The following is a 23,238-nucleotide window of genomic DNA, read 5'->3' as shown; positions in this document are numbered from 1 at the left end:
GCCCTTCCGGTCAGCTGCGGCCGACGAAGTCGTCCATGGTGTTGTAGACACCGAAGACGCGGCCCGCCACGAGGTCCCAGACCGGCAGCGGCAGGATGCCCCGCAGCACTTTCGAGAGCCCGACCGTCCACGGCATGGTCACCTGCGGGGTCCCGGCGAGCATGGCCCGCCAGACTCGGTCGACGACGTATTCCGGCGTGAGTATGGGAGTCAGGAGCGGCCCGCGAGCGCCGTCGAACATGCCGGTCGAGATATAGCTCGGCGACACCGTGGTGACCTTGACCCGGCTGAAGCCCTGTTGCACGAGTTCGAGCCGCAGGGAATCGCTCCACCCGATCAGGGCGGCCTTCGAGGCCGCGTACACGCTCATCCGCGGGTTGGAGAGCAAGCCCGCCGCCGAGGCGATGTTCACGATCCGCGATTCACGGCCGTTGGTGCTCATCATCCCCGGCAGGAACTCGCGGGCGATGTACATCGGGGCGAGGGCGTTGATCTGCATGGTCGGGCGCGTGTCGTCGCCGTTGTCGTGCTCCCAGAAGAAGGCGCCGCGCACGATCCCGGCGTTGTTGATCAGGATGTCCGGGTTTCCGATCTCCGTGCGCACGCGTTGGGCGGTCTGCGCGATCGCACCGAGGTCTCCGATGTCGACGACGTACGGGAACACGGCCGTCGTGCCGGTGGCGCCCTCGGAGAGGCGAGCGGCCGTCCTGGTGAGGGCGGCGGCGTCCCGGTCCCACAGGATCACCGCCCGCGCCCCCTCGGCGACGGCCCGCTCGGCGTAAAGGCGGCCCATGCCGCTGGCAGCGCCGGTAATCAGCACGCGGGCTCCGGAAACGGTTCGAGTCATGCCTCCATCATTCATCATCGCCGCCGGTCCGGGAGCCGCCGCCCGGAGAGCATGCCGGAAGCCCAGTGCATACCCAGCCCGGGCTGGCATCGTGGACGGCACCGATCGACGAGCCACCTCGAATACCCGACTTTCCAGGAGCACACCATGGGATTCCTCGACCGCCTCTTCGGCCGCGACGAACAGGGCACAACGTCGCAGGCCCGCACCGCACCCACCACGCGTGGCGCCAGCCCGCAGCGGACCGATGACGAGATCGCCGTCGAGCGCTACCAGTACCTGTTGCGCACGGCGCCGCCGGAAACCATCGAACAGGTGCACACCGAGGCCTTCGCCAAGCTCACCGACCAGCAGCGCGACCTGCTCTTCCAACGCCTCACCGAGAACGCCACGCCGAGCGAACGCCCGGCCGACGCCGCGCCTGGCAGGGCCGGGCGGGGCGAGCGATAGCCTGACAGGAGCGTCCCGGTCGGAACGCCGAGAGGACAGGCCAGTGAGCACCCGCACTCCCGGTCCCCTCGTGCTCCTCCGGCACGGCGAGAGCACGGCGAATGCCTCCGGCCTGTTCACCGGGATCCTCGACGCGCCGCTGTCCGATCAGGGGGCTGCGGAGGCCCGGTCTGCCGCGGAACTCCTTTCCGCGGCGAACCTGCACCCCGACGTGGTGTTCACGTCGTCCCTCCAGCGGGCCCGGCGAACGGCCGAGATCCTGGCCGAGGAGCCTGCGCCCCCGCCCCGCGGCCCCGCTGGCCGACTGGCGGCTCAACGAGCGCAATTACGGCGCCCTGACCGGTCGTTCGAAGGCCGACGTGCGTGCGGAATTCGGTGAGGCCCAGTTCCTGGCCTGGCGCCGGTCGGTGAACACCGCCCCGCCGCCCCTCGACGATGAGGCCTTCGCGGCCGCGCGCGATTCGGCCCTGTTCCGCGGGCTCCCGGCCGAAGCCCTGACCCGCACCGAAGCGCTCAGCCACGTCATGGCGAGGGTCGGCCGTTTCCATGCCGAACAGGTGGTTCCTCGCCTCCGCCTCGGCCAGACCGTCCTCGTCGTCGCCCACGGAAACTCGCTCCGGGCCTACTGCGCGCTGCTGGACGGCCTCGACGACCACGCGATCCACCGGCTCAATCTCCCGACCGGGCATCCGCTCGTCTATCGCTTCACGGCCGCCGACCTCGCGCAGCAACCCACCCCGGCGGGCGTGCTCCCGCGGCACCCGCTCTCGGCCGGCGGCCACTACCTCGACTCCGCCGCCGCACTGCCCGCCGCGGCCCGGCTCACCGCCGACGGCGGCACCTAGCCCCTCGAGTTGCGGAGAAAGCACCCTCCCGCGCTCACGGAAGGTGTTTTATCCGCAACTCGGCCCAGGGAGCGGCTGCCGGGAGCTAGGGTCCGGCGTGCTTCGGAACCGTGAGCAGGCGGCAGGTCGTCGCAACGGCCTGCTCGAGGTTGGCTGCGCCGGCGGCGAGCGCCTCCGCCAAGGTACAGACGCCCGGCACGATCGGAACGAGGGCGGCGAACCCGTGCTCATAGAGCGCCTCGGCGCCCTCCCCGACCCGGCCGGCGAAGGCGATCACGGGCACGCCGTGCCTGGCCGCGGTCTCCGCGACGCCGAGCGGGGTCTTCCCGCCGAGGGTCTGGGCATCGATGCTGCCCTCCCCCGTGAACACGAAGTCGGCTCCCGCCATCGACTCGGAGAGGTGAGCGGCCTCCATCACGACATCCACGCCGCGCTGCATCATGCTGTCGAAGAAGGCGAGGAAGGCCGCTCCAAGCCCGCCGGCGGCTCCGGCCCCTGCGACCGTGGCGACCTCGCGCCCCGTCGTCGCCAGGACGACGGAGGCGAAGACGCCCAGGGCGGCGTCGAGCTCGGCGACGGCCGACTCATCCGCACCCTTCTGGGGTCCGAACACCCGACTGGCGCCACTCCGGCCGAGCAACGGGTTGGTCACGTCGCACGCGATCCGGAAGGTCGCGCCCGCGAGTCGCGGATCGAACCCGGTCAGGTCGATCCGGGCAAGGCGGGCAATGGCTGCGCCTCCGCGGGGCAGCTCGGCGCCGTCGACGTCGAGGAGCCTCGCCCCGAGCGCCTGCAGCATGCCCGCACCGCCGTCGTTGGTGACCGATCCGCCGAGCCCGACGATGAACCGGCGTGCGCCCCGGTCGAGCGCGTCTGTGATCAGCCGGCCGACCCCGAAGGTGCTCGCGATCCGGGGATCACGGTCGGCGACCGCGACGAGGTGGATGCCGGCGGCCGCGGCGATCTCGATGATCGCGAGCTCCTCTGCGGCGACGTACCCGTAGCGGGCCGGCACCATCCGTCCAAGAGCATCCGGCACCTCGGCCGTGACGAGGGTGCCGCCGAGCGCGGCCACGAGGGCTTCGGCCGTGCCTTCGCCGCCGTCGGCCATCGGAGCGGCGATGCAGACGGCATCCGGCAGCACCGAGCGGATGCCGCGTTCCATCGCGACCACGGCCTCCGCCGCGGTCATCGATTCCTTGAAGGAGTCGGGTGCCAGAACGAACTTCATGCGTTGATCCTCTGCCGGGCACAACCGATGGGGTGGAGAAAAGGGGCCGGGGAGATTTCCCCGGCCCCTTCAGTGTGGCCGTTTCGGTGCACCACGTCGATCTCCCGAGCCGTGGCTCAGAACGACACCCCGCAGACCAGGGCCGCATTCGCGTACGGCGTGGCCTCGCCCGTGCGGATGAACAGCTTGGCCGACGCGGAGAGCGCCTTGAGTTCCTCGTGGCTGATGTACTCGATCCCGTCGAAGCGCGCGGCCAGCCACGCACCCGCCGGGGCGCCCTTCGCTTCCTCTGCGGCGATGCAGTGCTGGAACACCATCTCGCTGGTCAGGGCATCGAGAACCTGCTCGAACCGCGGAATACCGTGGACGAGAGCGAGGTCGATCACGGGAACCCCGGCGGGGATCGGCATGCCGCAATCGGCCAGGAGGACCAGGTCGGTGTGCCCGAGGCGGGCGAGGGCTCCGCAGAGGTCGGCATTCAGGATGCCGGTCCGCTTCACTTCTTCACCTCGGGCAGTTCGTCGTCCGCGCCGGGGTACGACTGCTGCGTGCCGAGCGTGCGCACGGCGAACGCGCCGACCCGGACCGCGAGGCGCACGGCGTCGAGGAGACTGGAGCCGGCGGCGAGCCGCCCGCTCAGCGCCCCGACGAAGGCATCGCCGGCGCCGGAGGAGTCCACCGCGGCGACCCGGGGCGAAGGGACCGTGGTCGTGCCGAGGGAATCGGAGCAGATCGCACCCTGTTCTCCCCTGGTCAGCACCACGGCGGGAACGCCCCAGGCGCGGAGCCTGGCCACGAGTTCGGCGTCCTCGCCGGGGATGTCGGCGCCGGGATCGACGAGCGCGAGGACCAGTGCGGCCTCGTGCTCGTTGACGACGAGCGGGTCGGCACGCCGGATCGTGTCGGGGTCGACCGTGATCACCGGAGCGAGGTTGAGCACGACCCGGCCGGTGGCGAGGCGGGCGGCCGCTTCGATTCCGGCGGCGGGGATCTCACCCTGCAGCACGACGACGGATGCCCGCGCGATGAGGTCGGCGGCGGCCCCGACGAGGTTCTCCCCCACGGCCGCGTTCGCGCCGGGGACGACGACGATGGTGTTCTCCCCGTCGTCGGCCACGGTGACGAGGGCGAGGCCGGTCGGGCCGTCGATGACAGACACGGCGGACATGTCGACCGCAGGCTCGCTGGAGGAGCACGGTCGCCAGCCCGGCGACCGGGTCCGTCCCGATGGCCCCGACGAGGCTGACATGTGCGCCGAGCCGGGCGGCCGCGACGGCCTGATTGGCGCCCTTGCCCCCGGGCAGGAACTCCATCGACACCGCCATCAGTGTTTCGCCTGGCGTGGGGTGCCGTTCGACGACCATGAGCTGGTCGATGTTGATCGATCCGACGACGACGATCGGGCCGCCGTCAGCGGTCGGGGTGAAGGAACTCACTTGGTGAAGTCGCCCACGTTCGTCTTCGTGACGGTGACGACCTCGACGGGGACGGTCGCGTCGACCTTTTCGCCGGCGAGCGTCTTGACGGCCAGTTCAATGGCGAGCTTGCCGAGTTCGGCGGGCTGCTGGGCGATCGTGGCGGCGAGGGTGCCGGCCGTGATCGCGGCGAGTCCGTCGGTGGTTCCGTCGAAGCCGACGACCTTGATGTCGGTCCCGGCGCGGGATCCGAGCGCCTGCACGGCGCCGAGGGCCATCTCGTCGTTCTCGGCGAAGACGCCGGTCACCTCAGGGTGGGCCTGGAGCAGGTTCGTCGTCACGTCGAGTGCGGTCGCGCGGTCGAAGTTGGCGGTCTGCTTGGCCACGACGGTGATGTTCGGGTATGCCTTCATGCCCTCCTCGAAGCCGGCCCCGCGGTCGCGGCTCGCGCTGGTTCCGGAGACACCCTGCAGGTCGATGACGCTGCCCTTCTCGCCCATGGCGGTCGCGAGCTCGATCGCGGCCTGCTTGCCGCCGGCGACGTTGTCGCTCGCGACGAGGGAGGCGACGGTTGCGCCGTTGACGGTGCGGTCGACGGCGATGACCGGGATGTTCGAGGTGTTGAGCGCCTTGACCGCCGAGCCGGCGGCATCCGAGTCGACGGGGTTGACGATGACGAGCTTGGCCCCGCTCGACGCGGCCGTGGCCAGCTGGTTGGCCTGGGTCGCCGAGTCGTTCTGGGCATCCACGATGTTGAGCTGGAGGCCGGCGGCGGTTGCGGCGGCCTGGGCGCCGTCGCGGAGCCTCGACGAAGAACGGGTTGTTCAGGGTGGAGACGGCCAGCACGATCTTGGTGCCGGATGCCGAGTCCCCGCCGCCCCGGCCGCACGCGGTCGTGCCGACGAGGATGAGGGCGGCTGCGGTGGTGACGGCGGCGATTCTGCGGAAAGAGGACGACTTCATTGTGTATTCCTTTGGGTTGAGCGATGGAGGGGAAGGGGAAAGGGTGCCGGTGGAGTAGTAGCGGTCAGCTGTTGCGCGTCTTGCGGCGCAGCACGTCGACGCCGACGGCGAGGGCGATCACGAGGCCGATGACGACCTGCTGCCAGAACGAGGTGACGTTCAGGAGGTTGAGGCCGTTGCGGATGACGACGAGCACGAGCGCGCCGACGAAGGTTCCCGAGATCTTGCCGAGGCCGCCCGAGAGCGACGCGCCACCGATGACGACGGCCGCGATGGCGTCGAGCTCGTAACCCGCCGCGGCCTGGGGCTGCGCGGAGTCGAGCCGCCCGGCGAGGAGGAGCCCGGCGAGCGCCGCGAACAGGCCGGCGAGCGCGAAGACGGTGACGAGGATGCGCTTCACCGGCAGCCCGGACAGGCGAGCGGCCTCGGCGTTGCCGCCGACCGCGTACATCGACCGCCCGATCACCGTGCGGTTGAGCACGAAGGAGGCGACGATGGCCGAGAGGAGGAGCACGACGATCGGCATCGGGACGGGCCCGAGGTTTCCGCCGAGGAAGGAGACCTCCGGCGCCGTCTTGATCGGGCGGCCGTCGGAGATGACGAGGGTGAGGCCGCGCGCGACGCTCAGCATGGCGAGGGTCGCGATGAACGAGGGCAGCTTGCCGTAGGCGTTCGCGAGGCCGTTGACCATCCCGGCGAGGAGCCCGGTCGCGAGCCCGCCGAGCAGGGTGAGCCAGCCGGGAAGCCCGGCGGCCACGAAGAGCCAGCTCGACACCATGGCGGCCAGGGCGGCGACCGCGCCGACCGACAGGTCGATGCCGCCCGCGACGATGACGAAGGTCATTCCGAATGCGAGCACGGCGACGGTGGAGACCTGGATGCCGATGTTGAGCAGGTTCTGCCCGGTCAGGAAGTCCGGGGTGGCGATGAAGAGGGCGAGGCACAACACGACGAGACCGACGAGCGCTCCGTTGTTGGCAAGGAATTTCTTGTAGTCGACGCGGCGGCGCGGCGCGGCCAGGGTAGTCGTGGACATCAGTGTCATTCCTTCTCGTGGGTCGGTGCGTTGTCTGGGGTGACGGCGGCGAGGTCGCCGTCGGTCGTTGTGCTGATCGGTTCGCTGGTCGGTTCGTTGGATTCGATGTCGTCGACGATGGCGTCGATCTGGGTGCTGCCCGCTTCCCGGGCGGCGAGGGTCATCACGGCGTCCTGGGTGGCGTCGGCGGCGCTGAGCTCGCCGGCGATCCGACCGTCCCGCATCACGAGGATGCGGTCGCTCATGCCGAGGACCTCGGGGAGTTCGCTCGAGACCATGACGATCGCACCACCGGCATCCGTGATCGCGTTCATCAGTTCGTAGATCTCGACCTTGGCGCCGACGTCGACTCCGCGGGTGGGCTCGTCGAGCAGCAGCACGGTCGAGGCGGCGATGATCCAGCGGCCGAAGACCGCCTTCTGCTGGTTGCCGCCGGAGAGCGCTCCGACGGGCTGGTCGATGGTGTGCATCCGGATGCGGAGCTTCTCGGCGACGGCCTGGGCCCTGCGCCGCTGGCCGGTGAAGTCCGCGAGCCCGAGGCGGGCGGTCGACGCGAGTGTCGCGTAACCGAGGTTGTCGTTGACGGATGCTCCGAGCACGAGCCCCTGTCCCTTGCGGTCCTCGGGCACGTGGCCGATGCCCGCGGCGATCGCGGCCGGGATATTGCCCTTCGGAAGCCGGTGTCCGCGCACCACGACGGTGCCGGAGTCGTAGTGGTCGACACCTGCGATCGCCCGGATCAGTTCGGTGCGCCCGGCGCCGACGAGTCCGGCGATGCCGAGCACCTCGCCGGCGTGCACGGTGAAGCTCACGTCGCTGAAGGAGCCGTGCGCGCTGAGCTTCTCGACCGCGAGGATCTCGGCAGGCTCGGCGAGCACGGGGGCGCGGCGGGGGAACTGGTCCTCGATGTTGCGGCCGACCATGAGCCGCACCAGCTCCGCTTCCGGCGTCGAGGCCGGCACCTCTGCGACGAACTCGCCGTCGCGCAGCACTGTGACCGTGTCGCCGACCTCGGCGATCTCGTCGAGGTGGTGGCTGATGAAGAGCATCGCGACGCCGCGACGCCGGAGGTCGGCCATCACGGCGAAGAGGGCCTGGGTCTCGTGCCGGGTGAGTGCTGCGGTCGGCTCGTCGAGGATGAGGATGCGCGCGTTGATGCTGAGCGCCTTGGCGATCTCGACGAGGCTGCTGCTTGGCGATGCCGAGCTCGCCGACCGGGGTGTCCACGTCGACGTCGAGGCCGATCAGGGCGAGGGCGGCACGCGCCCGGTTGCGGAGGGCGCGCCGGTCGACCATGCCGTGCCTGGTCGGCATCCGCCCGAGCATCACGTTCTCGGCGACGCTCATGGTCGGCACGAGGTTGAGGCTCCTGGTGGATGGTGGCGATGCCGAGGTCCTCCGCCGCGCGGGTCGTCGGGAGTGTCACGATGGCGCCGTCGACGACGATGTGGCCGGCATCGGGCTGGTAGACGCCGGCCATCATCTTGATCAGCGTGGATTTTCCGGCGCCGTTCTCGCCGAGGAGCACCTGTACGTGGCCGGCGTAGACGCTCACGGTGACGTCCTTGATGACGGTCACCTGGCCGAAGGTCTTGCCCACGTTCTGCAGGGTGACCAAGGGTTGTGGATTCATTTCAGTGCGTCCTTACGCTGTTATGACTGGCTGTGGGTGCCGCGAACGGGGTGGGCGGGGTGGGCGGGCTCGACGGTGGTGCCGGTGTTCCGGTGGGTGCTGACGACGCCCGAACGATCAGTTCGCTCGGCAGCACGACCGAGGCAGGGGTGCCTCCGTCGATGACCTGAAGCAGGAGGTCGACGGCGGTACGGCCCATCTCCGCGACGCTGTGCGAGATGACGCTCAGGGCGGGGTTGAGCAGCGCGAACCACTCGACGTCGTCGAAGGCGACCATGGCGAGGTCGACGCCGAGCCGCACCCCGCGGTCGTGCAGGCCGGCGATGGCGCCGACGGCCATCAGGCTGTCGGCGACGAGCAGGGCGGTCGGCGGCTCGCTGAGGTCAAGCAGGGCGTGCACTCCGGCCGAGCCGCTTGCCGCCTGGTAGTCGCCGAAGTAGACGAGTGCGGGGTCGGCACTCAGGCCGTTCTCGGTGACGCACCGGGTGAACGCGGCGAACCGGTCGCGACCGGTCGAGCTGGCCTGCGGGCCGGAGATGTAGCCGATCCGGGTGTGGCCGCCTGCCGCGAGGTGCTCAACGGCCTGGCGGATGCCGGCGGTTCCGTCCGTCGTCACGCTCGGCGCGTCCATGCCCGCGATCGTGCGGTCGACGAAGACGGTGGGGATCTCGCGGGCGATGAGCGCGCGGATGCTGTCGCTCTCCGCCCCGACGGGGGCGAGGATGATGCCGTCGACCCTCCGCGAGATCAGGGTGTCGAGGTACCGGTCCTGCTGGTCGGCGCTTTCGTTGGCATTGCCGAGCAGGGTCACGAAGCCGTGCAGGTTGGCCGCCTGTTCCACGGTGTGGGCGAGGTCGGCGAAGAAGGGGTTCCGCACGTCGGAAACCAGGAGGCCGAGGGCGTTCGTCCGGGCTCCGCGCAGCGCGCGGGCCTGGGCGTTCGGCCGGAAGTCGAGTTCCGCAGCGGCCGAGGCAACGCGTGCCCTCGAGGTCGGCGACGTGGCCGGGTTGCCGGAGAGCACCCGGGAGGCGGTGGCGACGGAGACGCCGGCGAGCGCTGCGACCTCGCGGATCGTGATCGCGTTCATCATGCTCACCTCATTGTGTGATCGGGTCGTGCGTCGTGGAAACGATTCCATGGAAACGTTTCCATCCTAAGACGGTGTCGGCTGCGCTGTCAACTGCCGATCGGAACAGGCCGGAACCCCGCCCCGTCGCACCCTCCCGGCGTAGGCTCTGTTCATGCGATTCGGACTCTTCATACCCCAGGGCTGGCGTCACGATCTTGTGGGCATCGATCCGGCCAGCCAGTGGGCCACGATGAGCGGCCTCGCATCCCACGCGGATGCCGCCGACTGGGAATCGATCTGGGTGTACGACCACTTCCACACCGTTCCCGTTCCGAGCGAGCAGGCCACCCACGAGGCGTGGACCCTGATGAGCGCGTTCGCGGCCACGACCAGTCGGGTGCGCCTCGGCCAGATGTGCACGTGCATGAGCTACCGGAACCCGGCCTACCTCGCGAAGGTCGCAGCGACGATCGACATCATCTCCGGCGGCCGCGTCGAGATGGGAATCGGCGCCGGCTGGTACGAGCACGAGTGGCGGGCATACGGCTACGGTTTCCCCCGCCCCGGCGAGCGGCTGGCCCGACTGGAGGAGGGTGTCGAGATCATGCGCCAGGCCTGGACCACCGGCACTGCGACCCTCGACGGCGCGCACTACCAGGTGGACGGCGCGATCGTGCGCCCGCTCCCCCTGCAGGACGGCGGCATCCCGATCTGGATCGCAGGGGGCGGCGAAAAGGTGACACTGCGAATCGCGGCCCAATACGCGAACTACACGAACTTCGACGGTTCACCCGAGGGCTTCACCCACAAGAGCGAACTGCTCGCTGCGCACTGCGCCGCCCTGGGAACGGACTTCGGCGCCATCACCCGGTCGGCCAACTACAACACCGTGATCGGGGAGACGGAAGCGGAGGTCGCCGACCGGCTCGACGCCATCGAAGCCCGCGTGACGCCCTACCTCGGCGCCCCGGGTGCTGAGGCGTTCATGGCGGAGTACCGTAACGGAACCGCGCAAGGCGTCGGCACCCCCGCCCAGATCGTCGATCGCCTGAACGGCATGAAGGACCGCGGCCTCGGCTACGCCATCCACTACTTTCCCGAGGCGGCATATGACCGCTCCGGGATCGAACTGTTCGAACGCGAGGTCATGCCCGCCCTCCGGTAGCGGCCCCGCCCGGTGGCTGCGATACTCGGGAGAGACCGCCGGCACTCGTCCGGGGGGACGAGTCCCGCGCGCACGAGCGTCGAAGGCCCTGCTACCGATGTTCGTGTCACAGGAGCGGACCGCATGTCCCGCACGCCGCAGAAGCCCACCGATCTCACGCATCCGTCGCCCCCGCTCGCCGGCTGGCATTCCGAGAACCACTGGCCCGCACCGGAGACCGTTGTGGTCGCGGACGACCGGATGACCGCAGACGCTGCCTATCGCCTCGCCAAGGCGGGCACCGGGATGCTGTGGGCCGGCGACTTTCAGAACGCCCGGCAGTTGCTCGGCGCCCTCGCCCGGCGGATCGACCACATCGACGCCGCACGCCGCCGCACGCATCCGCCGCGCCGCGGCCCGGCCGCCCTCTTCGAGCGAACCAGGGCCGACGCCCACGAGCGTGCCCGGCTGCTCGGCCTCGTGCTCGTTCCCCTCGACGCCGACTACACGATCGCCCTGCGCCGCGCGCCCGACGCCCGCGCCGCCTGCCTCGAGACCTACGGACCGGCCGGCCGCACCCCCACTGTGACGTCACTGCGCGAGCCTGCTTGGCGTGATGGGCGCCCATGAGTGGCGGGTCAAGGGCGTCAACGTCCCAGCGCTCGGCGGCAGCATCCACGCGCACTACGGCGTCTTCTCGCCCGTGCGCGGCGAGTATCTCGACCTCGTGCTCGCCGCCCCGCTTCCCGCGTCGACTGCGGCCACTGGGACAGAGACCACGAGCGCGGCAGCGGACGCCTCCCGCACCGCCTTCGACATCGGCACCGGCACCGGCGTGATCGCCGCGATCCTCGCCGGCCGTGGCTTCGACCGTGTGATCGGCACGGACACGGCCCCGCGCGCACTGGCCTGCGCACGAGAGAACGTGGCCAGGCTCGGCCTCACAGACACGGTCACGATCGAGGACACCGACCTGTTCCCGTCGGGACTGGCCGCCCTGATCGTCTGCAATCCGCCGTGGATCCCCGGAGCCGCCGTCACCGCGACCGACCATGCCGTCTACGATCCGGACGGGCAGATGCTGCAGGGCTTCCTGTCCGGCCTCGCGAGCCATCTCGCACCCGGAGGCGAGGGCTGGCTCGTGCTCTCCGACATCGCAGAGCACCTCGGGCTGCGATCCAGGGACGCCCTGCTCGACCAGTTCGACGACGCCGGTCTCGAGGTCGTCGCACGCCTCGACACGAAGCCCGTGCACCGGAAGGCGGCCGACGCCGACGACCCGCTGCACGCGGCGAGGGCCGCAGAGGTGACCTCGCTCTGGCGGCTGCGCGCGGCATCCGCCCCTGAGCGCCCCTGACTCAAAAAAACACAAGGCGGGCAGAGAATTCTCTGCCCGCCTTGTGCGGTGAAGCGGTGAAGCGATCTAGCGGATGACGACCGTTACTTCGCGGCGACCGTCAGGAGCGGGCTTCCGACCTGAACGTGGCCGGAAGCGGCCGGGTCGACGGACCCGAACTTGCGGGCGTTCGTGACGAGCACCGGGGTGACCAGCGAGTAGCCGGCTGCCTCGATGACTGCGCGGTCGAAGGTCACCAGCGGGGTGCCGGCTTCGACCCGGTCGCCAGCGGCGACCTTCACGTCGAATCCCTTGCCTGCGAGGTTCACGGTGTCGATGCCCACGTGGATGAGCAGTTCGACGCCGCTGTCGAGCAGCAGCCCGAAGGCGTGGCCGGTCGGCTGCGCAACGAGGACCTTGCCGGCCGCGGGGGCGTAGACGGTGTCCTCTGTCGGGTCGATTCCGACGCCGGGGCCGACGATTCCCTTGCTGAAGACGGGGTCAGGGACCTCGTCGAGGGGAACGACGATGCCGGCGACGGGCGAACCGATCGTGGCCAGGAGGGTGGCCACTGCGGTCGCCGTTCCTGTGCTCGGTGCGGTCGCCGTAGCCGCGTGCGCGGTACCGGCGGCAACCGGTGCTGCGACGGATGCGACGTGTGCGGACTTCTTGCCCGCTGCGGCTTCCTCGTCCGCGACCTGGGCGGCAACTTCCGCCTTCTGTTCCGGCGTCTGGTAGCCGGAGAGGATCACGAGGATCATCGCGGTGAAGAAGGCTGCAGCGATGGCGATCGTGTACAGCGGGATGTTGTCGAACGCGGGGATGGTCAACAGCGAGGTGAAGACGAATGCGCTGGTCTTGACGCCGCCGCCGAGCCCGATGATGACTCCACCGACGAGGCAACCGATGAGCATGCGCGGGTAGATGCGCTTGAACCGCAGGTGGATTCCGTAGAGCGACGGTTCGGAAATACCGCCGAGGAGACCGGCAGCGAGAGCGCCCGTCGCGGTCTGCTTCATCAAGCGGTCCTTCTCGCGAATGGCGAGGAAGAGCACACCGGCAGTGGCGCCGAAGCACGCGAAGTTCCAGGCGCCCATCGGGCCCTGGATGAAGTCAAACCCGAGGGACTGGATGTTGAGCAGCATGATCGCGTTCAGCGGCCAGTGCAGGCCGAGCGGAACCATGAACGGGTAGGCCAGCGGGATGACGACCGCGAAGATGAACGGCGAGAAATCGTTGATCGACTTGAGGAAGTTACCGAGTCCGGCTCCGCCGTACACACCGATCGGGCCGATGAGGAAGGCGGTCAGCGGGATCATGATGAGCATGCTGATGAACGGCACGAAGATCAGCTGGACGCTGGACGGAATGATCTTCTTCAGGAGCACGGTCAGGGCGGCGAGCACTCCGGCCATCAGCAGCGGCGGGAACACCTGCGAGCTGTAGTCGAACACGGTCAGCGGCAGTCCGAAGATCTGCACGACGGATGCGTGGCCGCCGAAGACGGACTCCGCACCATCGGTCTTCCCCAGGGCGGTGAAGCCGGGGAGCATGACGACGGCCATGATGCCGAAGCCGACCCACGGGTCGGCGCCCATCCTCTTGGAGGCGTTGTATGCGACCATCAGCGGCAGGAAGACGAAAACGCCCTGCCACATCAGGTTCACGAACTGCCAGGACGGGTCAAGGGTCACGCCGGGCGCGTTCCAGGCCGGGATGACACCGAGGGTCGCCATCAAGGCCATGAAGGTGATGAACAGCGACGCGCCCAGCAGCGCACCGAGGATGGGACGGAACGAGTCGGACAGGACCTCGAAGAACGTGTCGAGGGCGGCGAACTTTCCGCGCGGTCCCTTTGCCTTCCCCGCGGCCTTCATGTCGGCGACGGAGTCGCCCTCGCTGGATCCGCCGGAGCCTGATCCGCTTCATTTCGGGGAGGGCCATAATTTCGTTGTAGACGGTCTCAACCGCTCCACCAATGACGACCTGGTAGCGTTCCCCGGTCTGGGGAACGGCGCCCAGGACGGCGGGAATCGCCTCGACGGCCGCCTGGTCGATACCGGATGCATCCTTGAGCTGGAAGCGGAGCCGGGTGGCGCAATGGGTAAGACCCACGACGTTTCCGGCACCTCCGATACTTTGAATAATCTCTGCAGCAGGTTTCGACGCCACCTTGGACTCCTTTGGGTGTGGATTAAGAACGTGTGTCTCCGGTGGCACGGCTCAGGGCGACCGTGTGGGCCGGCTGAGAAAGTCGTGTGGGTATTCACACATCATTAGCAACGTACACGATTTTTGTGCACATCTCCGAATGAATTTCGGCCCCCGCACCGAGCGAAGGAAGCCTGAATCGTTTCAGCACAGCGCGGTGGGAGATCGCGAGCGAACCCGGCGCACGTCCCGAGCTCCCCACGGGCGGCACCGGCCTGCACGGCGCGCCTTATTCACGCGCGAAACCGGCTGAACACGGCGATTCACTGCGACGGCCCGCATGAAAACGCCGTCTATCCCCGGATACGCTGGGGGCTCGCGCAGAGAAGCGCGTTCACACCGCCGCGACCGCGGCACTCACGGTGACGGGAGGTTCCCATGTCGAATTACATTGCAGATGCACTGGTCGGTGAGCCCGAGGTTCTCGAAGACGCCGCGAACCTCGCGACGTCGCCGGCTTGGCTGCGACTGAAGGCCGCCGCCACCGCGATGCAGGCCATCCAGGCCAAGGACGGTTCGGTCCCTGAGCCCGCCGACCGCACGGATGCCACTGGCCACGTCGCCGTGATTCGCTCGGCCATCGAGGAACTCGCCCCGTACTTCCCGCACGACGCCGGCTATCTCGCGGCGCTCGACCGCGACTTCGCCCGCTGGGCGGCCGAGGACTTTGATGTGCCCGACTTCTTCGACTCCCTCATGGAGTTCCAGCCGCAGCTGCATCGCACCGATGGAATCCGTCACCTCGTCGCCTTCCCGATGTACACCCAGAACGGCAGCACGAACCGCCTGGTCGAGGCGGTCCTGGTCGAGGTGATCTGGCCCGAGTTCATCGCCGAGCTGGAGCAGCAGTACACGAACAAGCTGTTCGTGCCGATCCGGTTCCTCGATTTCACGCCCGGTTACGACACCAATTCCGCCGTGCTCTTCCCCGAAACGGTCGCGATGCGCGAGATCCCGACCTTCACCTGGGGTGCGATCTTCGCCGACCGTGAGGCCGCGCGCTTCCGCAGGGTCGTCGGCGCCGCATCCGCCATCACCCGCCTCGACCTGCCCGCCGAGGCCGCAGCACTTCTCGACGACCAGCACCTCACCGAGGAAACCTTCGTGATGTGGGACCTGATCCACGACCGCACCCACATGCGCGGCGATCTCCCGTTCGACCCGTTCATGATCAAGCAGCGGATGCCGTTCTTCCTCTATTCCCTCGAGGAACTGCGCTGCGACCTCACCGCCTTCCGTGAGTCGGTCACGATCGCGCGGGACGACAACGCGAGCCCGGAGGCCCGCAGGCACGCGAGCCTTGTGCAGTACGCGGTGATCTTCGACCGGATCTTCCGCTTCGCGATCAGCGGGAGCCGGGTGCGCAACTACGATGGCCTCGGCGGCCAGCTGCTGTTCGCGTGGATGCACCAGCACCACGTGCTGCACTGGACGGACACCGCGCTCAGCCTCGACTGGGACGCCGTCCCCGACGTCGTGATCGCGCTGGGCGCCCGGATCGACGAGCTCTACTGGGCGTCGATCGACCGGCCGAAGAAGGCGCACTGGCTCGCCGCCTACGCGATGATCTCCGAGACCCTCACCCCGAACCCGGCATCCACCTGGGCGCGCGGGCTGCCTCTCGACGTGCTCGCCGGACCACCGAAGGGGTACACCGACCTCGTGCTCGACGACGAATTCCCGCTCTCGATGTTCTTCGAGGCGCTCGACAAGAAGATGAAGACCGTCATCGAGTCGACGGCCGGCATCACCGGGCGCGACTAGGCCGGGGCCGGCGACGATGATCGAAGCAGCGGATGCCGCCCGCGGGTTCGTCGCCGGCCGCACCGTGCTCGTCGCCGGTGCGACGAGCACGGCCGGCCGGGCCGTCTCCGCGGCACTGGCCGGGGCCGGGGCTCGAGTGATCGTCGTCGGCTCGAATGCGCAGCGCCTCTCGGAGGTTGTCGACGGCGTGCCCGGCGCGATCCCCTTTACCTGCGACCTGGCCGACGTGGTGGCCGTCACCGACCTCGCCGAACGCGTCCATGCCGATCTCGGCATGATCGATGGGCTCATTCACCTCGTCGGCGGCTGGCGCGGGGGCGGCGGCCTCGCCGGTCAGTCTGACGAGGACTGGGCATTCCTGCACCGGAATATCGTGTCCACGCTGCGCAATACGACGCGCTCCTTCAACGCCGATCTGCTGGCCTCGCCGGCGGGCCGCCTCGCCATCGTCTCGTCGGTCTCGGTCGAGGCACCCACCCCCGGCGGTGCGAACTACGCCGCGGCGAAGTCGGCGGCGGAGACCTGGACCCGCGCCGTCGGCCACGGCTTCGCGAAGGCGGCCCCACCGAGCGGCCAGACCGCCGCGACCGCGATCTTCGTGGTCCGCGCCCTCGACGGCCTCGAACCAGAGCTCGCCGACCGGGTCGTCGCCCTCTGGGACGTTCCGGCGGCATCCGTCACCAACACCCGCATCCCCCTCGGCTGACCGTCCCTGATCCCTGCGCGACTGTGGCCGCTGCGGACAACTGCGGCCCGTGTCCCGGCCACTCTTGTCCGAACCGGCCACAGTTAGTGGCCTGCCGGGCCCTCGACCACTAGCCTGAACGCACAGACCGCACCAACCGACACCAAACGGCACCATCGACGGCTCGGGGGAGCACACCATGGACGATCGCCAAACGGAATTCCTGGACACGGTTCGGCGGTTCATGGATGAACTCATCCTCGCCCCGCGGCCCACTGCCCCGGCGCGCACACCGCTCGGCACTCTCGTGCAGGAGTTCCTCCAGGTCGACGTCACCACGCTCCCTCTCGTCACAGAGGACCTGCCCGCCCACCGTCTGGTCGACGCGGACATCGCCCTCGACGAACTCGCGGCCGGCCCCGGTTCCCGGGTGATCGGGGTCTCCGGCGGCCAGCAGCGGGAGCACTCCTCCTTCCAGGAGCCTGATCAGCAACCCGTACGTCGAGTACGGCACGGCGCCCGTCGACTACATCTCAGCGGCGACCGGCCCGGACACCGAGCGGCGGGTGGTCTCTTTCGGTGTGCGCCTGCTGACCGTGGACGGGCATCCGGTCGCCGTGTTGCAACGCGGTTCCCGGCCCGAGTTCAACCGCCAGAACGCTCGACTCGAGATCCTCGCCGTCGACGAGGCCGGGAGCGCCGCGTTCCTCTCCGCGCTTCGGCGCCTGATGCTCGAACGCAGCGTGCTGCGCGGACAGGTGCTGTCCTTCAGCGGCAATCAATACAACATGGGAGCCGCGGGCGCCGACTTCCTGCCCCGCCCGGAGGTCCCGGTGGAGGACGTCATCCTGCCGCCGGGCGTTCTCGACGAGATCCTGCGCCAGGTCGTCGGCATCGGGTCGCACCGGCGGGCGCTGCGCGCCTCCGGCCAGCACCTGAAGCGCGGCATCCTGCTGTACGGCCCTCCCGGCACCGGGAAGACCCTCACGGTACGGCACCTGCTCAGCGCCACTCCCGGCGTCACCGCGGTCGTGCTGGCCGGCAACAGCATCGTGTTCGTCACCCAGGCCGCGGAACTCGCCCGGGCGATGCAGCCCGCCATCGTCGTGCTCGAAGACGTCGACCTCATCGCAGAGGACCGATCCCTGACGCAGGGGCCGCAGCCGCTGCTGTTCGCGATGCTCGATGCCCTCGACGGCCTTGAGGGCGATGCCGACGTCGCCTTCGTGCTCACGACGAACCGCGTCGACGTGCTCGAGCGTGCCCTCGCCGACCGCCCCGGCCGCGTCGACCTCGCCGTGGAGATCCCGCTGCCCGATGCGGCGGCCCGGCGGCGACTCTTCGAGCTCTATGCCGGCGACCTGCCCCTCTCCTCAGAGGCGATCCGAGTCGCCGCCGCTCGCGCCGACGGTGCGACCGGAGCCTTCGCCAAGGAACTCATGCGGCGCACCGTGCTGCTGGCCGCCGAGGCGGGCCGGCCGCCCCGGGACGAGGACCTCGCGGAGGCCCTCGATGCCCTGGTCTCCGCCCGCGGCGCCCTCACCCGCCGCCTCCTCGGAGCCTCCCCGGGGCCTCCCCCGGTACCGCCGTCCCGGACGTCAACGGTTCGCGCTAGCGTGATGATGCATACGGAGGAGGGGCATGCTCTCGATCGAGCACGTCAGTAAGCGGTTCGGCACCCGGCGGGTGCTCACCGACGTGAGCTTCGACATCGCCGACGGCCGCCTGACCGGCTTCGTCGGCGCGAACGGCGCCGGCAAGACCACCGCGATGCGGATCATCCTCGGCGTGCTGTCGTCCGACTCCGGCGACGTCCGGCTGGACGGGGTTCCACTCACCGCGGATGACCGCCGCCGCTTCGGCTACATGCCCGAGGAACGCGGGCTCTACCCCAAGATGAAGATCGGCGAGCAGCTCGTCTACCTGGCCCGCCTGCACGGGCTGCCCCCGGCATCCGCCCGCCGCAACGCCGCAGAGCCTGCTCGAGAGCCTCGGCCTCGGCGAGCGCAGCGGCGACCTCGTCGAATCGCTCTCCCTCGGCAACCAGCAGCGCGCCCAGATCGCGGCGGCCCTCGTGCACGATCCCGAGTTCCTCGTGCTCGACGAACCGTTCTCCGGACTCGACCCGCTCGCGGTCGAGGTCGTGATGGGCGTGCTCGGCGGTTACGCCGCACGCGGCGTCCCCGTGCTGTTCTCCTCGCACCAGCTCGACATCGTCGAACGCCTCTGCGACGACCTCGTCATCATCGCCGGCGGCGAGATCCGCGCGAACGGCCCCCGCGAGGAACTTCGCGAGCGGCACAGCAGCCCGCGCTTCGAGATCCGCACCGGCGACGACGCCGGCTGGGTCCGCGCCGTGCCCGGCGTCGACGTCCTCGAGGTGAGCGGCGGTTTCGCGGTCTTCGAGGCCCAGACGGATGCCGCAAGCCAGGCCGTCCTCCGACTCGCCCTCGAGCGCGGCCCGGTCACCACTTTCAGCCAGCAGCGGCCGAGCCTCGCCACCATCTTCAAGGAGGTCGTGCAGTGAGCACACAATCGGGAACGGCCGACCGGCATCCGGCACCGACGCTTCGGCACAGCGTCTGGCTCGTGGCGACCCGGGAGATCGTGGCCAGGCTCCGCAGCAAGGCCTTCCTGATCTCCACCGGCATCCTGTTGCTCGTCTCGATCGGGTCCGTCGTCGCCGGCGGCATCGCGAGCCAGAACCAGACCCTGCCCAAGGTCGCCGTGGTCGGGTCCGCCGCCGCGCAGGTCGTGCGCCAGGCCGGCACTCTGACCGCCGTCGAGGCCGACGATGCCGCCGCCGCCGAGGCACTCGTGCGGGCGGGCACGGTCACCGCCGCGATCGTGCCGGCGGAATCGCAGGCCGGCTACCCGCTGCCCCTGCGGGTGATCGCCCTCTCCGCGACCCCGCTCGAGGTCGTCGGCGTCCTCAGCCTCCGCCCCGAGGTGACCCTCCTCGAACCGTCGAAACAGGGCGAGGGCCTCATCTACCTCGTCGCGATCGGTTTCGGGCTCGTCTTCTTCATGTCGGCGATCACCTTCGGCTCCACGATCGCGCAGAGCGTCGTCGAGGAGAAACAGACCCGCGTCGTCGAGATCCTGATGACGACCATCCCGGTGCGGGCGCTTCTCGCCGGCAAGGTCGTCGGCAACAGCATCATGGCCTTCGGGCAGATCGTCGCGATCGGCCTGCTCGTCTCGATCGGCATGGCGGTGACCGGCCAGCACGTCCTGCTCGGCGACATCGGCCCGGCGCTCGTCTGGTTCGCGGTGTTCTTCGCGTTCGGGTTCGTGATGCTCGCCTCGCTGTTCGCGGCAACGGCGTCGATGGTGTCCCGGCAGGAGGACGTCGGTTCGGCGACCTCGCCCGTGCTCGTCCTCGTGATGATTCCCTATTTCCTGGTGATCTTGTTCAACGACAACCCCACCGTGCTCGCGATCATGTCGTACATTCCGTTCTCGGCGCCGGTCGGCATGCCGATGCGCATCTTCCTCGGCACCGCAGCCTGGTGGGAACCCCTGCTCTCCCTCGCGATCCTGCTCGCCTCGACCGCCCTCGTGATCCTGCTCGGGTCCCGCATCTACGCGAACTCACTGCTCCGGATGGGCGCGCGGGTCACCTTCCGCGAGGCGCTCCGCGGCTGAGCGGATGCGCGGGAGACGGTCCGCGAGCACATCTCACAGTGGCGGCGGAGCCGGATGCGCAAGGATGGAGGGGTGACTCAACTCCATGACCTTTCCTCGCGCGGTTTCGCCTCGGACAACTACTCCGGGGTCCACCCCGAGATCCTCGAGGCGATCGGCAGGGCCAACGGCGCCCACCAGATCTCCTATGGCGAAGACGTGTACACCGAGCGCCTCCAGGAGGTGTTCGCGCGGCACTTCGGCGAGGGCACAGAGGCCTTCCCCGTCTTCAACGGCACCGGCGCGAACGTGATCGGGCTGCAGTCGATGCTGCCGCGCTGGGGCGCCGTCATCTGCGCCTCGACCGCGCACATCAACTCGGACGAGGGCGGCGCCCCCGAAAAGGTCGCCGGCATCAAGCTCCTCACCATCGACACGCCAGACGGCAAGCTCACGCCCGCCCTGATCGACCAGCAGGCCTGGGGCTGGGGCGACGAGCACCGCGCGCAGCCTCTCGTCGTCTCGATCACCCAGACCACAGAGCTCGGCACCGCGTACAGCATCGAGGAGGTGCGGGCCATCGCCGACCACGCACACGCGAACGGGATGACCCTGCACATGGACGGCGCCCGCCTCTCCAATGCGGCCGCCGCGCTCGGCGTCCCGTTCCGCGCGTTCACGCGCGACGCCGGCGTCGACGTGCTGAGCTTCGGCGGCACCAAGAACGGGATGATGTACGGCGAGTGCATCGTCGTACTCAACCCCGAGGCATCCGCCGGCCTCGTCTACCTGCGCAAACTCAACATGCAGCTCGCCTCCAAGATGCGGTTCATCTCGGCGCAGCTGATCGCGCTGCTCGACGGTGACCTCTGGTTGCGGAACGCCGGCCACGCGAACGGCATGGCAACCCGGCTGCGCACCGCCCTCGACGACGGCATCGCGGACGGCTCGATCGATGGCGTCTCCTTCAGCCAGCCCACCCAGTCCAACGCCGTGTTCGCGGTGCTGCCGCCCGGCGTCGCCGACCGCCTGCGCGAGGCATTCCGTTTCTACGACTGGAACCCGGCAACCGGCGAGGTGCGTTGGATGTGCGGCTTCGACACCGAGGAGGCCGACATCGACGCCTTCGTCGCCGCGCTCAAGGACGAACTCGCGTCGGCCCGCACGCTCGCGGTCGACCCGGAGACGGCGCCGACCCCCGAACCGGCCCAACGATGAACGCCTTCGCCAACAAACCCTGGCTCGGCTCATACGCCCCCGGGGTGCCGAGCACCATCCCCGTCCCCTCCGACACCCTCGTCGGCATGATCGAGGCGTCCTGCCGGCTCTACGCCGAAGCGATCGCGCTCGACTTCTTCGGCGGCACCACGAGCTACACCCAGCTCGGGGAGCAGATCTCGCGCGTCGCGAACGGCCTGCTGCGCCTCGGCGTGAAGCCGGGCGACCGGGTCGCCCTCGTGCTGCCCAACTGCCCCCAGCACGTCGTCGCGTTCTACGCCGTGTTGCGCCTCGGCGCGATCGTCGTCGAGCACAACCCGCTCTACACCGAGCGCGAGCTGCGGCATCAATTCGAAGACCACGGCGCCCGGGTCGCCATCGTCTGGGACAAGGTCTACGCGACCGTTCGCGACTTCCCTGCCGACCTGGGGCTCCGCACCGTCGTCGCCGTCGACCTCACGGATGCGATGCCGCTCGCCAAACGCCTCGCCCTGCGGTTGCCGATCAAGAAGGCCCGGTCCTCGCGAGACGCGCTCACCGTCTCCGAGCTGCCGAAGGACGCCGTCGAGTGGTCCTCCCTCGTGCGTGCCCGCAAGCTCCGCCACAATCACCCGAGACCAGCCCTCGGCGACACCGCGGTGCTGCAGTACACGAGCGGCACGACCGGCACCCCGAAGGGCGCGATCCTCACCCACTCGAACCTGCGGGCCAACGCCCTCCAGGGCGAAGCCTGGGTGCCCGGCCTCACCCCGGGCCAGGAGGTCTTCTACGCCGTCCTCCCGATGTTCCACGCCTACGGCCTCACCCTCTGCCTCACCTTCGCGATGGCGACCGGCGCCCGGCTCGTGCTGTTCCCCAAGTTCGACGAGAACCTGCTGCTGGATGCCGCGAAGCACACTCCGCCGACCTTCCTTCCCGCGGTCCCGCCGATCTACGACCGGCTGGTCACCGCTGCCGAGAAACGGAACGTGAGCCTGCGCAGCATCCGCTTCTCGATCTCGGGCGCGATGAGCCTGCCCGTCTCGATCGTCGAACGCTGGGAGACCGCGACCGGCGGGCTGCTCGTCGAGGGTTACGGCATGACCGAGGCCTCGCCGATCGCCGTCGGAAACCCGATCGGCCCGAGCCGCCGCCCCGGCACCGTCGGAGTGCCGTTCCCGAGCACCGAGATCCGGGTCATCGACCCGAAAGACCCGTCGATCGACCGCGGTGTCGAGGAAGAGGGCGAGCCTGCTCGTGCGCGGCCCGCAGGTCTTCTCCGGCTACTGGGACCAGCCGAGCGAGACCGCCAAGGTGCTGCTCGACGGCGGCTGGCTCCGCACCGGCGACATCGTGCGCGTCTCCGCAGACGGCTTCGTCACCATCGTCGACCGCATCAAGGAGCTCATCATCACCGGAGGGTTCAACGTGTCGCCGTCCGAGGTCGAAGCCGCCCTCCTCTCGCACCCCGACGTCGCCGATGCTGCGGTCGTGGGCATCGCGAGCAAGAACGGCGGAGAGGACGTCGTCGCCGCGATCGTGCTCACCGAAGGCGCCGTGCTCGACGTCGACGCCCTGCGCGCCTACTGCCGCACCCGGCTCTCGGCGTACAAGGTACCCCGACGCATCGTCGAGGTCGACGAGCTCCCCCGCTCGATGATGGGCAAGGTGCTCCGCCGCACGGTCCGCGACGACCTCAACGCCGCCACCCCCGCTTAATCCCGCCACCCCCACCCGCTACCCCATCCCGCGAAAGCGGGTGAATCGTCGTTATCGCGCGCTGAA

General features: G+C 69.4%; 22 protein-coding genes and 3 pseudogenes. 13 read left to right on the top strand and 12 right to left on the bottom strand.

What is annotated here, in order from left to right; translation table 11 throughout:
- Positions 1–10: 10 nt before the first annotated feature.
- Positions 11–847: an SDR family NAD(P)-dependent oxidoreductase gene (locus tag KIV56_RS12460; RefSeq protein WP_281533686.1), complete on the bottom strand. Its 837-nt coding sequence runs from the start codon at positions 845–847 to the stop codon at positions 11–13.
- A 147-nt stretch (positions 848–994) separates the two neighbouring features.
- On the opposite strand from KIV56_RS12460, the gene KIV56_RS12455 reads away from it, so the two are divergent.
- The 3 genes from KIV56_RS12455 to KIV56_RS12445 are packed head-to-tail and all read left to right on the top strand — an operon-like array spanning position 995 to position 2,142.
- The gene (locus tag KIV56_RS12455) at positions 995–1,297 is read left to right on the top strand and encodes a hypothetical protein (RefSeq protein ID WP_281533685.1); all 303 of its coding nucleotides are present in this window, start codon (positions 995–997) and stop codon (positions 1,295–1,297) included.
- A 43-nt stretch (positions 1,298–1,340) separates the two neighbouring features.
- The gene (locus KIV56_RS12450; protein WP_281533684.1) at positions 1,341–1,676 is read left to right on the top strand and encodes a histidine phosphatase family protein; all 336 of its coding nucleotides are present in this window, start codon (positions 1,341–1,343) and stop codon (positions 1,674–1,676) included.
- Positions 1,657–2,142 (top strand): 2,3-bisphosphoglycerate-dependent phosphoglycerate mutase, encoded by a 486-nt coding sequence (locus tag KIV56_RS12445; protein ID WP_281533683.1) that lies wholly within the window; start codon positions 1,657–1,659, stop codon positions 2,140–2,142. The genes KIV56_RS12450 and KIV56_RS12445 overlap by 20 nt, the downstream gene beginning before the upstream one ends.
- 85 nt (positions 2,143–2,227) lie before the next feature.
- Here the strand turns inward: KIV56_RS12445 and KIV56_RS12440 are convergent, their stop codons facing one another.
- The 9 genes and pseudogenes from KIV56_RS12440 to KIV56_RS12400 form a co-directional block, all read right to left on the bottom strand.
- The gene (locus KIV56_RS12440; protein ID WP_281533682.1) at positions 2,228–3,373 is read right to left on the bottom strand and encodes a glycerate kinase; all 1,146 of its coding nucleotides are present in this window, start codon (positions 3,371–3,373) and stop codon (positions 2,228–2,230) included.
- Positions 3,374–3,489: 116 nt separating this feature from the next.
- Positions 3,490–3,873: a D-ribose pyranase gene (gene rbsD, locus KIV56_RS12435; protein WP_281533681.1), complete on the bottom strand. Its 384-nt coding sequence runs from the start codon at positions 3,871–3,873 to the stop codon at positions 3,490–3,492.
- Complete coding sequence (locus tag KIV56_RS12430; protein ID WP_281533680.1) at positions 3,870–4,532, bottom strand: PfkB family carbohydrate kinase; 663 nt, start codon at positions 4,530–4,532, stop codon at positions 3,870–3,872. The genes rbsD and KIV56_RS12430 overlap by 4 nt, the downstream gene beginning before the upstream one ends.
- A gap of 112 nt (positions 4,533–4,644) precedes the next feature.
- Positions 4,645–4,737: pseudogene (locus KIV56_RS12425) on the bottom strand (ribokinase); the annotation flags it as partial.
- Between the two features lie 68 nt (positions 4,738–4,805).
- Complete coding sequence (locus KIV56_RS12420) at positions 4,806–5,537, bottom strand: substrate-binding domain-containing protein (protein WP_281533679.1); 732 nt, start codon at positions 5,535–5,537, stop codon at positions 4,806–4,808.
- A 278-nt stretch (positions 5,538–5,815) separates the two neighbouring features.
- Positions 5,816–6,787, bottom strand: coding sequence for an ABC transporter permease (locus KIV56_RS12415; protein WP_322138611.1), 972 nt, complete (start codon positions 6,785–6,787; stop codon positions 5,816–5,818).
- A 5-nt stretch (positions 6,788–6,792) separates the two neighbouring features.
- On the bottom strand, positions 6,793–7,866 hold the full coding sequence (locus tag KIV56_RS12410; protein WP_281536144.1) for a sugar ABC transporter ATP-binding protein: 1,074 nt from the start codon (positions 7,864–7,866) through the stop codon (positions 6,793–6,795).
- Complete coding sequence (locus KIV56_RS12405; RefSeq protein ID WP_281533677.1) at positions 7,866–8,420, bottom strand: ATP-binding cassette domain-containing protein; 555 nt, start codon at positions 8,418–8,420, stop codon at positions 7,866–7,868. Before KIV56_RS12405 ends, KIV56_RS12410 begins: the two co-directional genes overlap by 1 nt.
- A gap of 1 nt (position 8,421) precedes the next feature.
- Positions 8,422–9,510 carry a LacI family DNA-binding transcriptional regulator gene (locus tag KIV56_RS12400; RefSeq protein ID WP_281533676.1) on the bottom strand — a complete coding sequence of 363 codons (1,089 nt, stop codon included), beginning with the start codon at positions 9,508–9,510 and terminating at the stop codon, positions 8,422–8,424.
- A 151-nt stretch (positions 9,511–9,661) separates the two neighbouring features.
- Between KIV56_RS12400 and KIV56_RS12395 the strand changes: the two genes are divergently transcribed.
- The 3 genes from KIV56_RS12395 (at position 9,662) to KIV56_RS12385 (ending at position 11,990) form a co-directional block, all read left to right on the top strand.
- Positions 9,662–10,654: an LLM class F420-dependent oxidoreductase gene (locus tag KIV56_RS12395; RefSeq protein ID WP_281533675.1), complete on the top strand. Its 993-nt coding sequence runs from the start codon at positions 9,662–9,664 to the stop codon at positions 10,652–10,654.
- A 123-nt stretch (positions 10,655–10,777) separates the two neighbouring features.
- Positions 10,778–11,263 (top strand): hypothetical protein, encoded by a 486-nt coding sequence (locus KIV56_RS12390; RefSeq protein ID WP_281533674.1) that lies wholly within the window; start codon positions 10,778–10,780, stop codon positions 11,261–11,263.
- Positions 11,250–11,990 carry a class I SAM-dependent methyltransferase gene (locus KIV56_RS12385; protein ID WP_281536143.1) on the top strand — a complete coding sequence of 247 codons (741 nt, stop codon included), beginning with the start codon at positions 11,250–11,252 and terminating at the stop codon, positions 11,988–11,990. The genes KIV56_RS12390 and KIV56_RS12385 overlap by 14 nt, the downstream gene beginning before the upstream one ends.
- Positions 11,991–12,073: 83 nt before the next feature.
- Here KIV56_RS12385 and KIV56_RS12380 read toward each other — a convergent pair whose 3' ends face one another.
- Entirely contained in the window at positions 12,074–13,846 is a 1,773-nt protein-coding gene (locus KIV56_RS12380) for a glucose PTS transporter subunit IIA (RefSeq protein WP_348648391.1), read from the bottom strand.
- Between the two features lie 712 nt (positions 13,847–14,558).
- On the opposite strand from KIV56_RS12380, the gene KIV56_RS12375 reads away from it, so the two are divergent.
- Positions 14,559–15,944, top strand: a complete 1,386-nt coding sequence (locus KIV56_RS12375; RefSeq protein WP_281533673.1) for a DUF6421 family protein — start codon at positions 14,559–14,561, stop codon at positions 15,942–15,944.
- A gap of 16 nt (positions 15,945–15,960) precedes the next feature.
- Complete coding sequence (locus tag KIV56_RS12370) at positions 15,961–16,650, top strand: SDR family NAD(P)-dependent oxidoreductase (RefSeq protein WP_281533672.1); 690 nt, start codon at positions 15,961–15,963, stop codon at positions 16,648–16,650.
- A gap of 109 nt (positions 16,651–16,759) precedes the next feature.
- Here the strand turns inward: KIV56_RS12370 and KIV56_RS12365 are convergent, their stop codons facing one another.
- Positions 16,760–17,143: a hypothetical protein gene (locus KIV56_RS12365; RefSeq protein WP_281533671.1), complete on the bottom strand. Its 384-nt coding sequence runs from the start codon at positions 17,141–17,143 to the stop codon at positions 16,760–16,762.
- Positions 17,144–17,195: 52 nt separating this feature from the next.
- On the opposite strand from KIV56_RS12365, the gene KIV56_RS12360 reads away from it, so the two are divergent.
- The 5 genes and pseudogenes from KIV56_RS12360 (at position 17,196) to KIV56_RS12340 (ending at position 23,172) form a co-directional block, all read left to right on the top strand.
- Positions 17,196–18,296: an AAA family ATPase gene (locus KIV56_RS12360; protein WP_281533670.1), complete on the top strand. Its 1,101-nt coding sequence runs from the start codon at positions 17,196–17,198 to the stop codon at positions 18,294–18,296.
- Positions 18,271–19,156, top strand: a pseudogene (locus KIV56_RS12355) (ABC transporter ATP-binding protein). Before KIV56_RS12360 ends, KIV56_RS12355 begins: the two are co-directional and overlap by 26 nt.
- Positions 19,153–20,277, top strand: a complete 1,125-nt coding sequence (locus KIV56_RS12350) for an ABC transporter permease (protein WP_281533669.1) — start codon at positions 19,153–19,155, stop codon at positions 20,275–20,277. Before KIV56_RS12355 ends, KIV56_RS12350 begins: the two are co-directional and overlap by 4 nt.
- Before the next feature lie 72 nt (positions 20,278–20,349).
- The gene (locus KIV56_RS12345) at positions 20,350–21,474 is read left to right on the top strand and encodes a threonine aldolase family protein (RefSeq protein ID WP_281533668.1); all 1,125 of its coding nucleotides are present in this window, start codon (positions 20,350–20,352) and stop codon (positions 21,472–21,474) included.
- Positions 21,471–23,172 (top strand): annotated as a pseudogene (locus KIV56_RS12340) (long-chain-fatty-acid--CoA ligase). The gene KIV56_RS12345 and the pseudogene KIV56_RS12340 overlap by 4 nt, the downstream one beginning before the upstream one ends.
- The last annotated feature ends 66 nt before the right edge of the window (positions 23,173–23,238 follow it).

The organism is Cryobacterium breve (genome assembly GCF_027594785.1).
GTDB lineage: Bacteria > Actinomycetota > Actinomycetes > Actinomycetales > Microbacteriaceae > Cryobacterium > Cryobacterium breve_A.
This window is presented reverse-complemented; position numbering and strand designations above follow the sequence as displayed.

What these genes read in the sequence shown, in the direction of transcription:
- KIV56_RS12460 (WP_281533686.1), bottom strand. Translation starts at nt 847, where the DNA reads ATGACTCGAACCGTTTCCGGAGCCCGCGTGCTGATTACCGGCGCTGCC.
- KIV56_RS12455 (WP_281533685.1), top strand. Translation starts at nt 995, where the DNA reads ATGGGATTCCTCGACCGCCTCTTCGGCCGCGACGAACAGGGCACAACG.
- KIV56_RS12440 (WP_281533682.1), bottom strand. Translation starts at nt 3,373, where the DNA reads ATGAAGTTCGTTCTGGCACCCGACTCCTTCAAGGAATCGATGACCGCG.
- KIV56_RS12415 (WP_322138611.1), bottom strand. Translation starts at nt 6,787, where the DNA reads ATGTCCACGACTACCCTGGCCGCGCCGCGCCGCCGCGTCGACTACAAG.
- KIV56_RS12410 (WP_281536144.1), bottom strand. Translation starts at nt 7,866, where the DNA reads ATGGCCGACCTCCGGCGTCGCGGCGTCGCGATGCTCTTCATCAGCCAC.
- KIV56_RS12405 (WP_281533677.1), bottom strand. Translation starts at nt 8,420, where the DNA reads ATGAATCCACAACCCTTGGTCACCCTGCAGAACGTGGGCAAGACCTTC.
- KIV56_RS12400 (WP_281533676.1), bottom strand. Translation starts at nt 9,510, where the DNA reads ATGATGAACGCGATCACGATCCGCGAGGTCGCAGCGCTCGCCGGCGTC.
- KIV56_RS12395 (WP_281533675.1), top strand. Translation starts at nt 9,662, where the DNA reads ATGCGATTCGGACTCTTCATACCCCAGGGCTGGCGTCACGATCTTGTG.
- KIV56_RS12390 (WP_281533674.1), top strand. Translation starts at nt 10,778, where the DNA reads ATGTCCCGCACGCCGCAGAAGCCCACCGATCTCACGCATCCGTCGCCC.
- KIV56_RS12385 (WP_281536143.1), top strand. Translation starts at nt 11,250, where the DNA reads ATGGGCGCCCATGAGTGGCGGGTCAAGGGCGTCAACGTCCCAGCGCTC.
- KIV56_RS12380 (WP_348648391.1), bottom strand. Translation starts at nt 13,846, where the DNA reads ATGAAGGCCGCGGGGAAGGCAAAGGGACCGCGCGGAAAGTTCGCCGCC.
- KIV56_RS12375 (WP_281533673.1), top strand. Translation starts at nt 14,559, where the DNA reads ATGTCGAATTACATTGCAGATGCACTGGTCGGTGAGCCCGAGGTTCTC.
- KIV56_RS12370 (WP_281533672.1), top strand. Translation starts at nt 15,961, where the DNA reads ATGATCGAAGCAGCGGATGCCGCCCGCGGGTTCGTCGCCGGCCGCACC.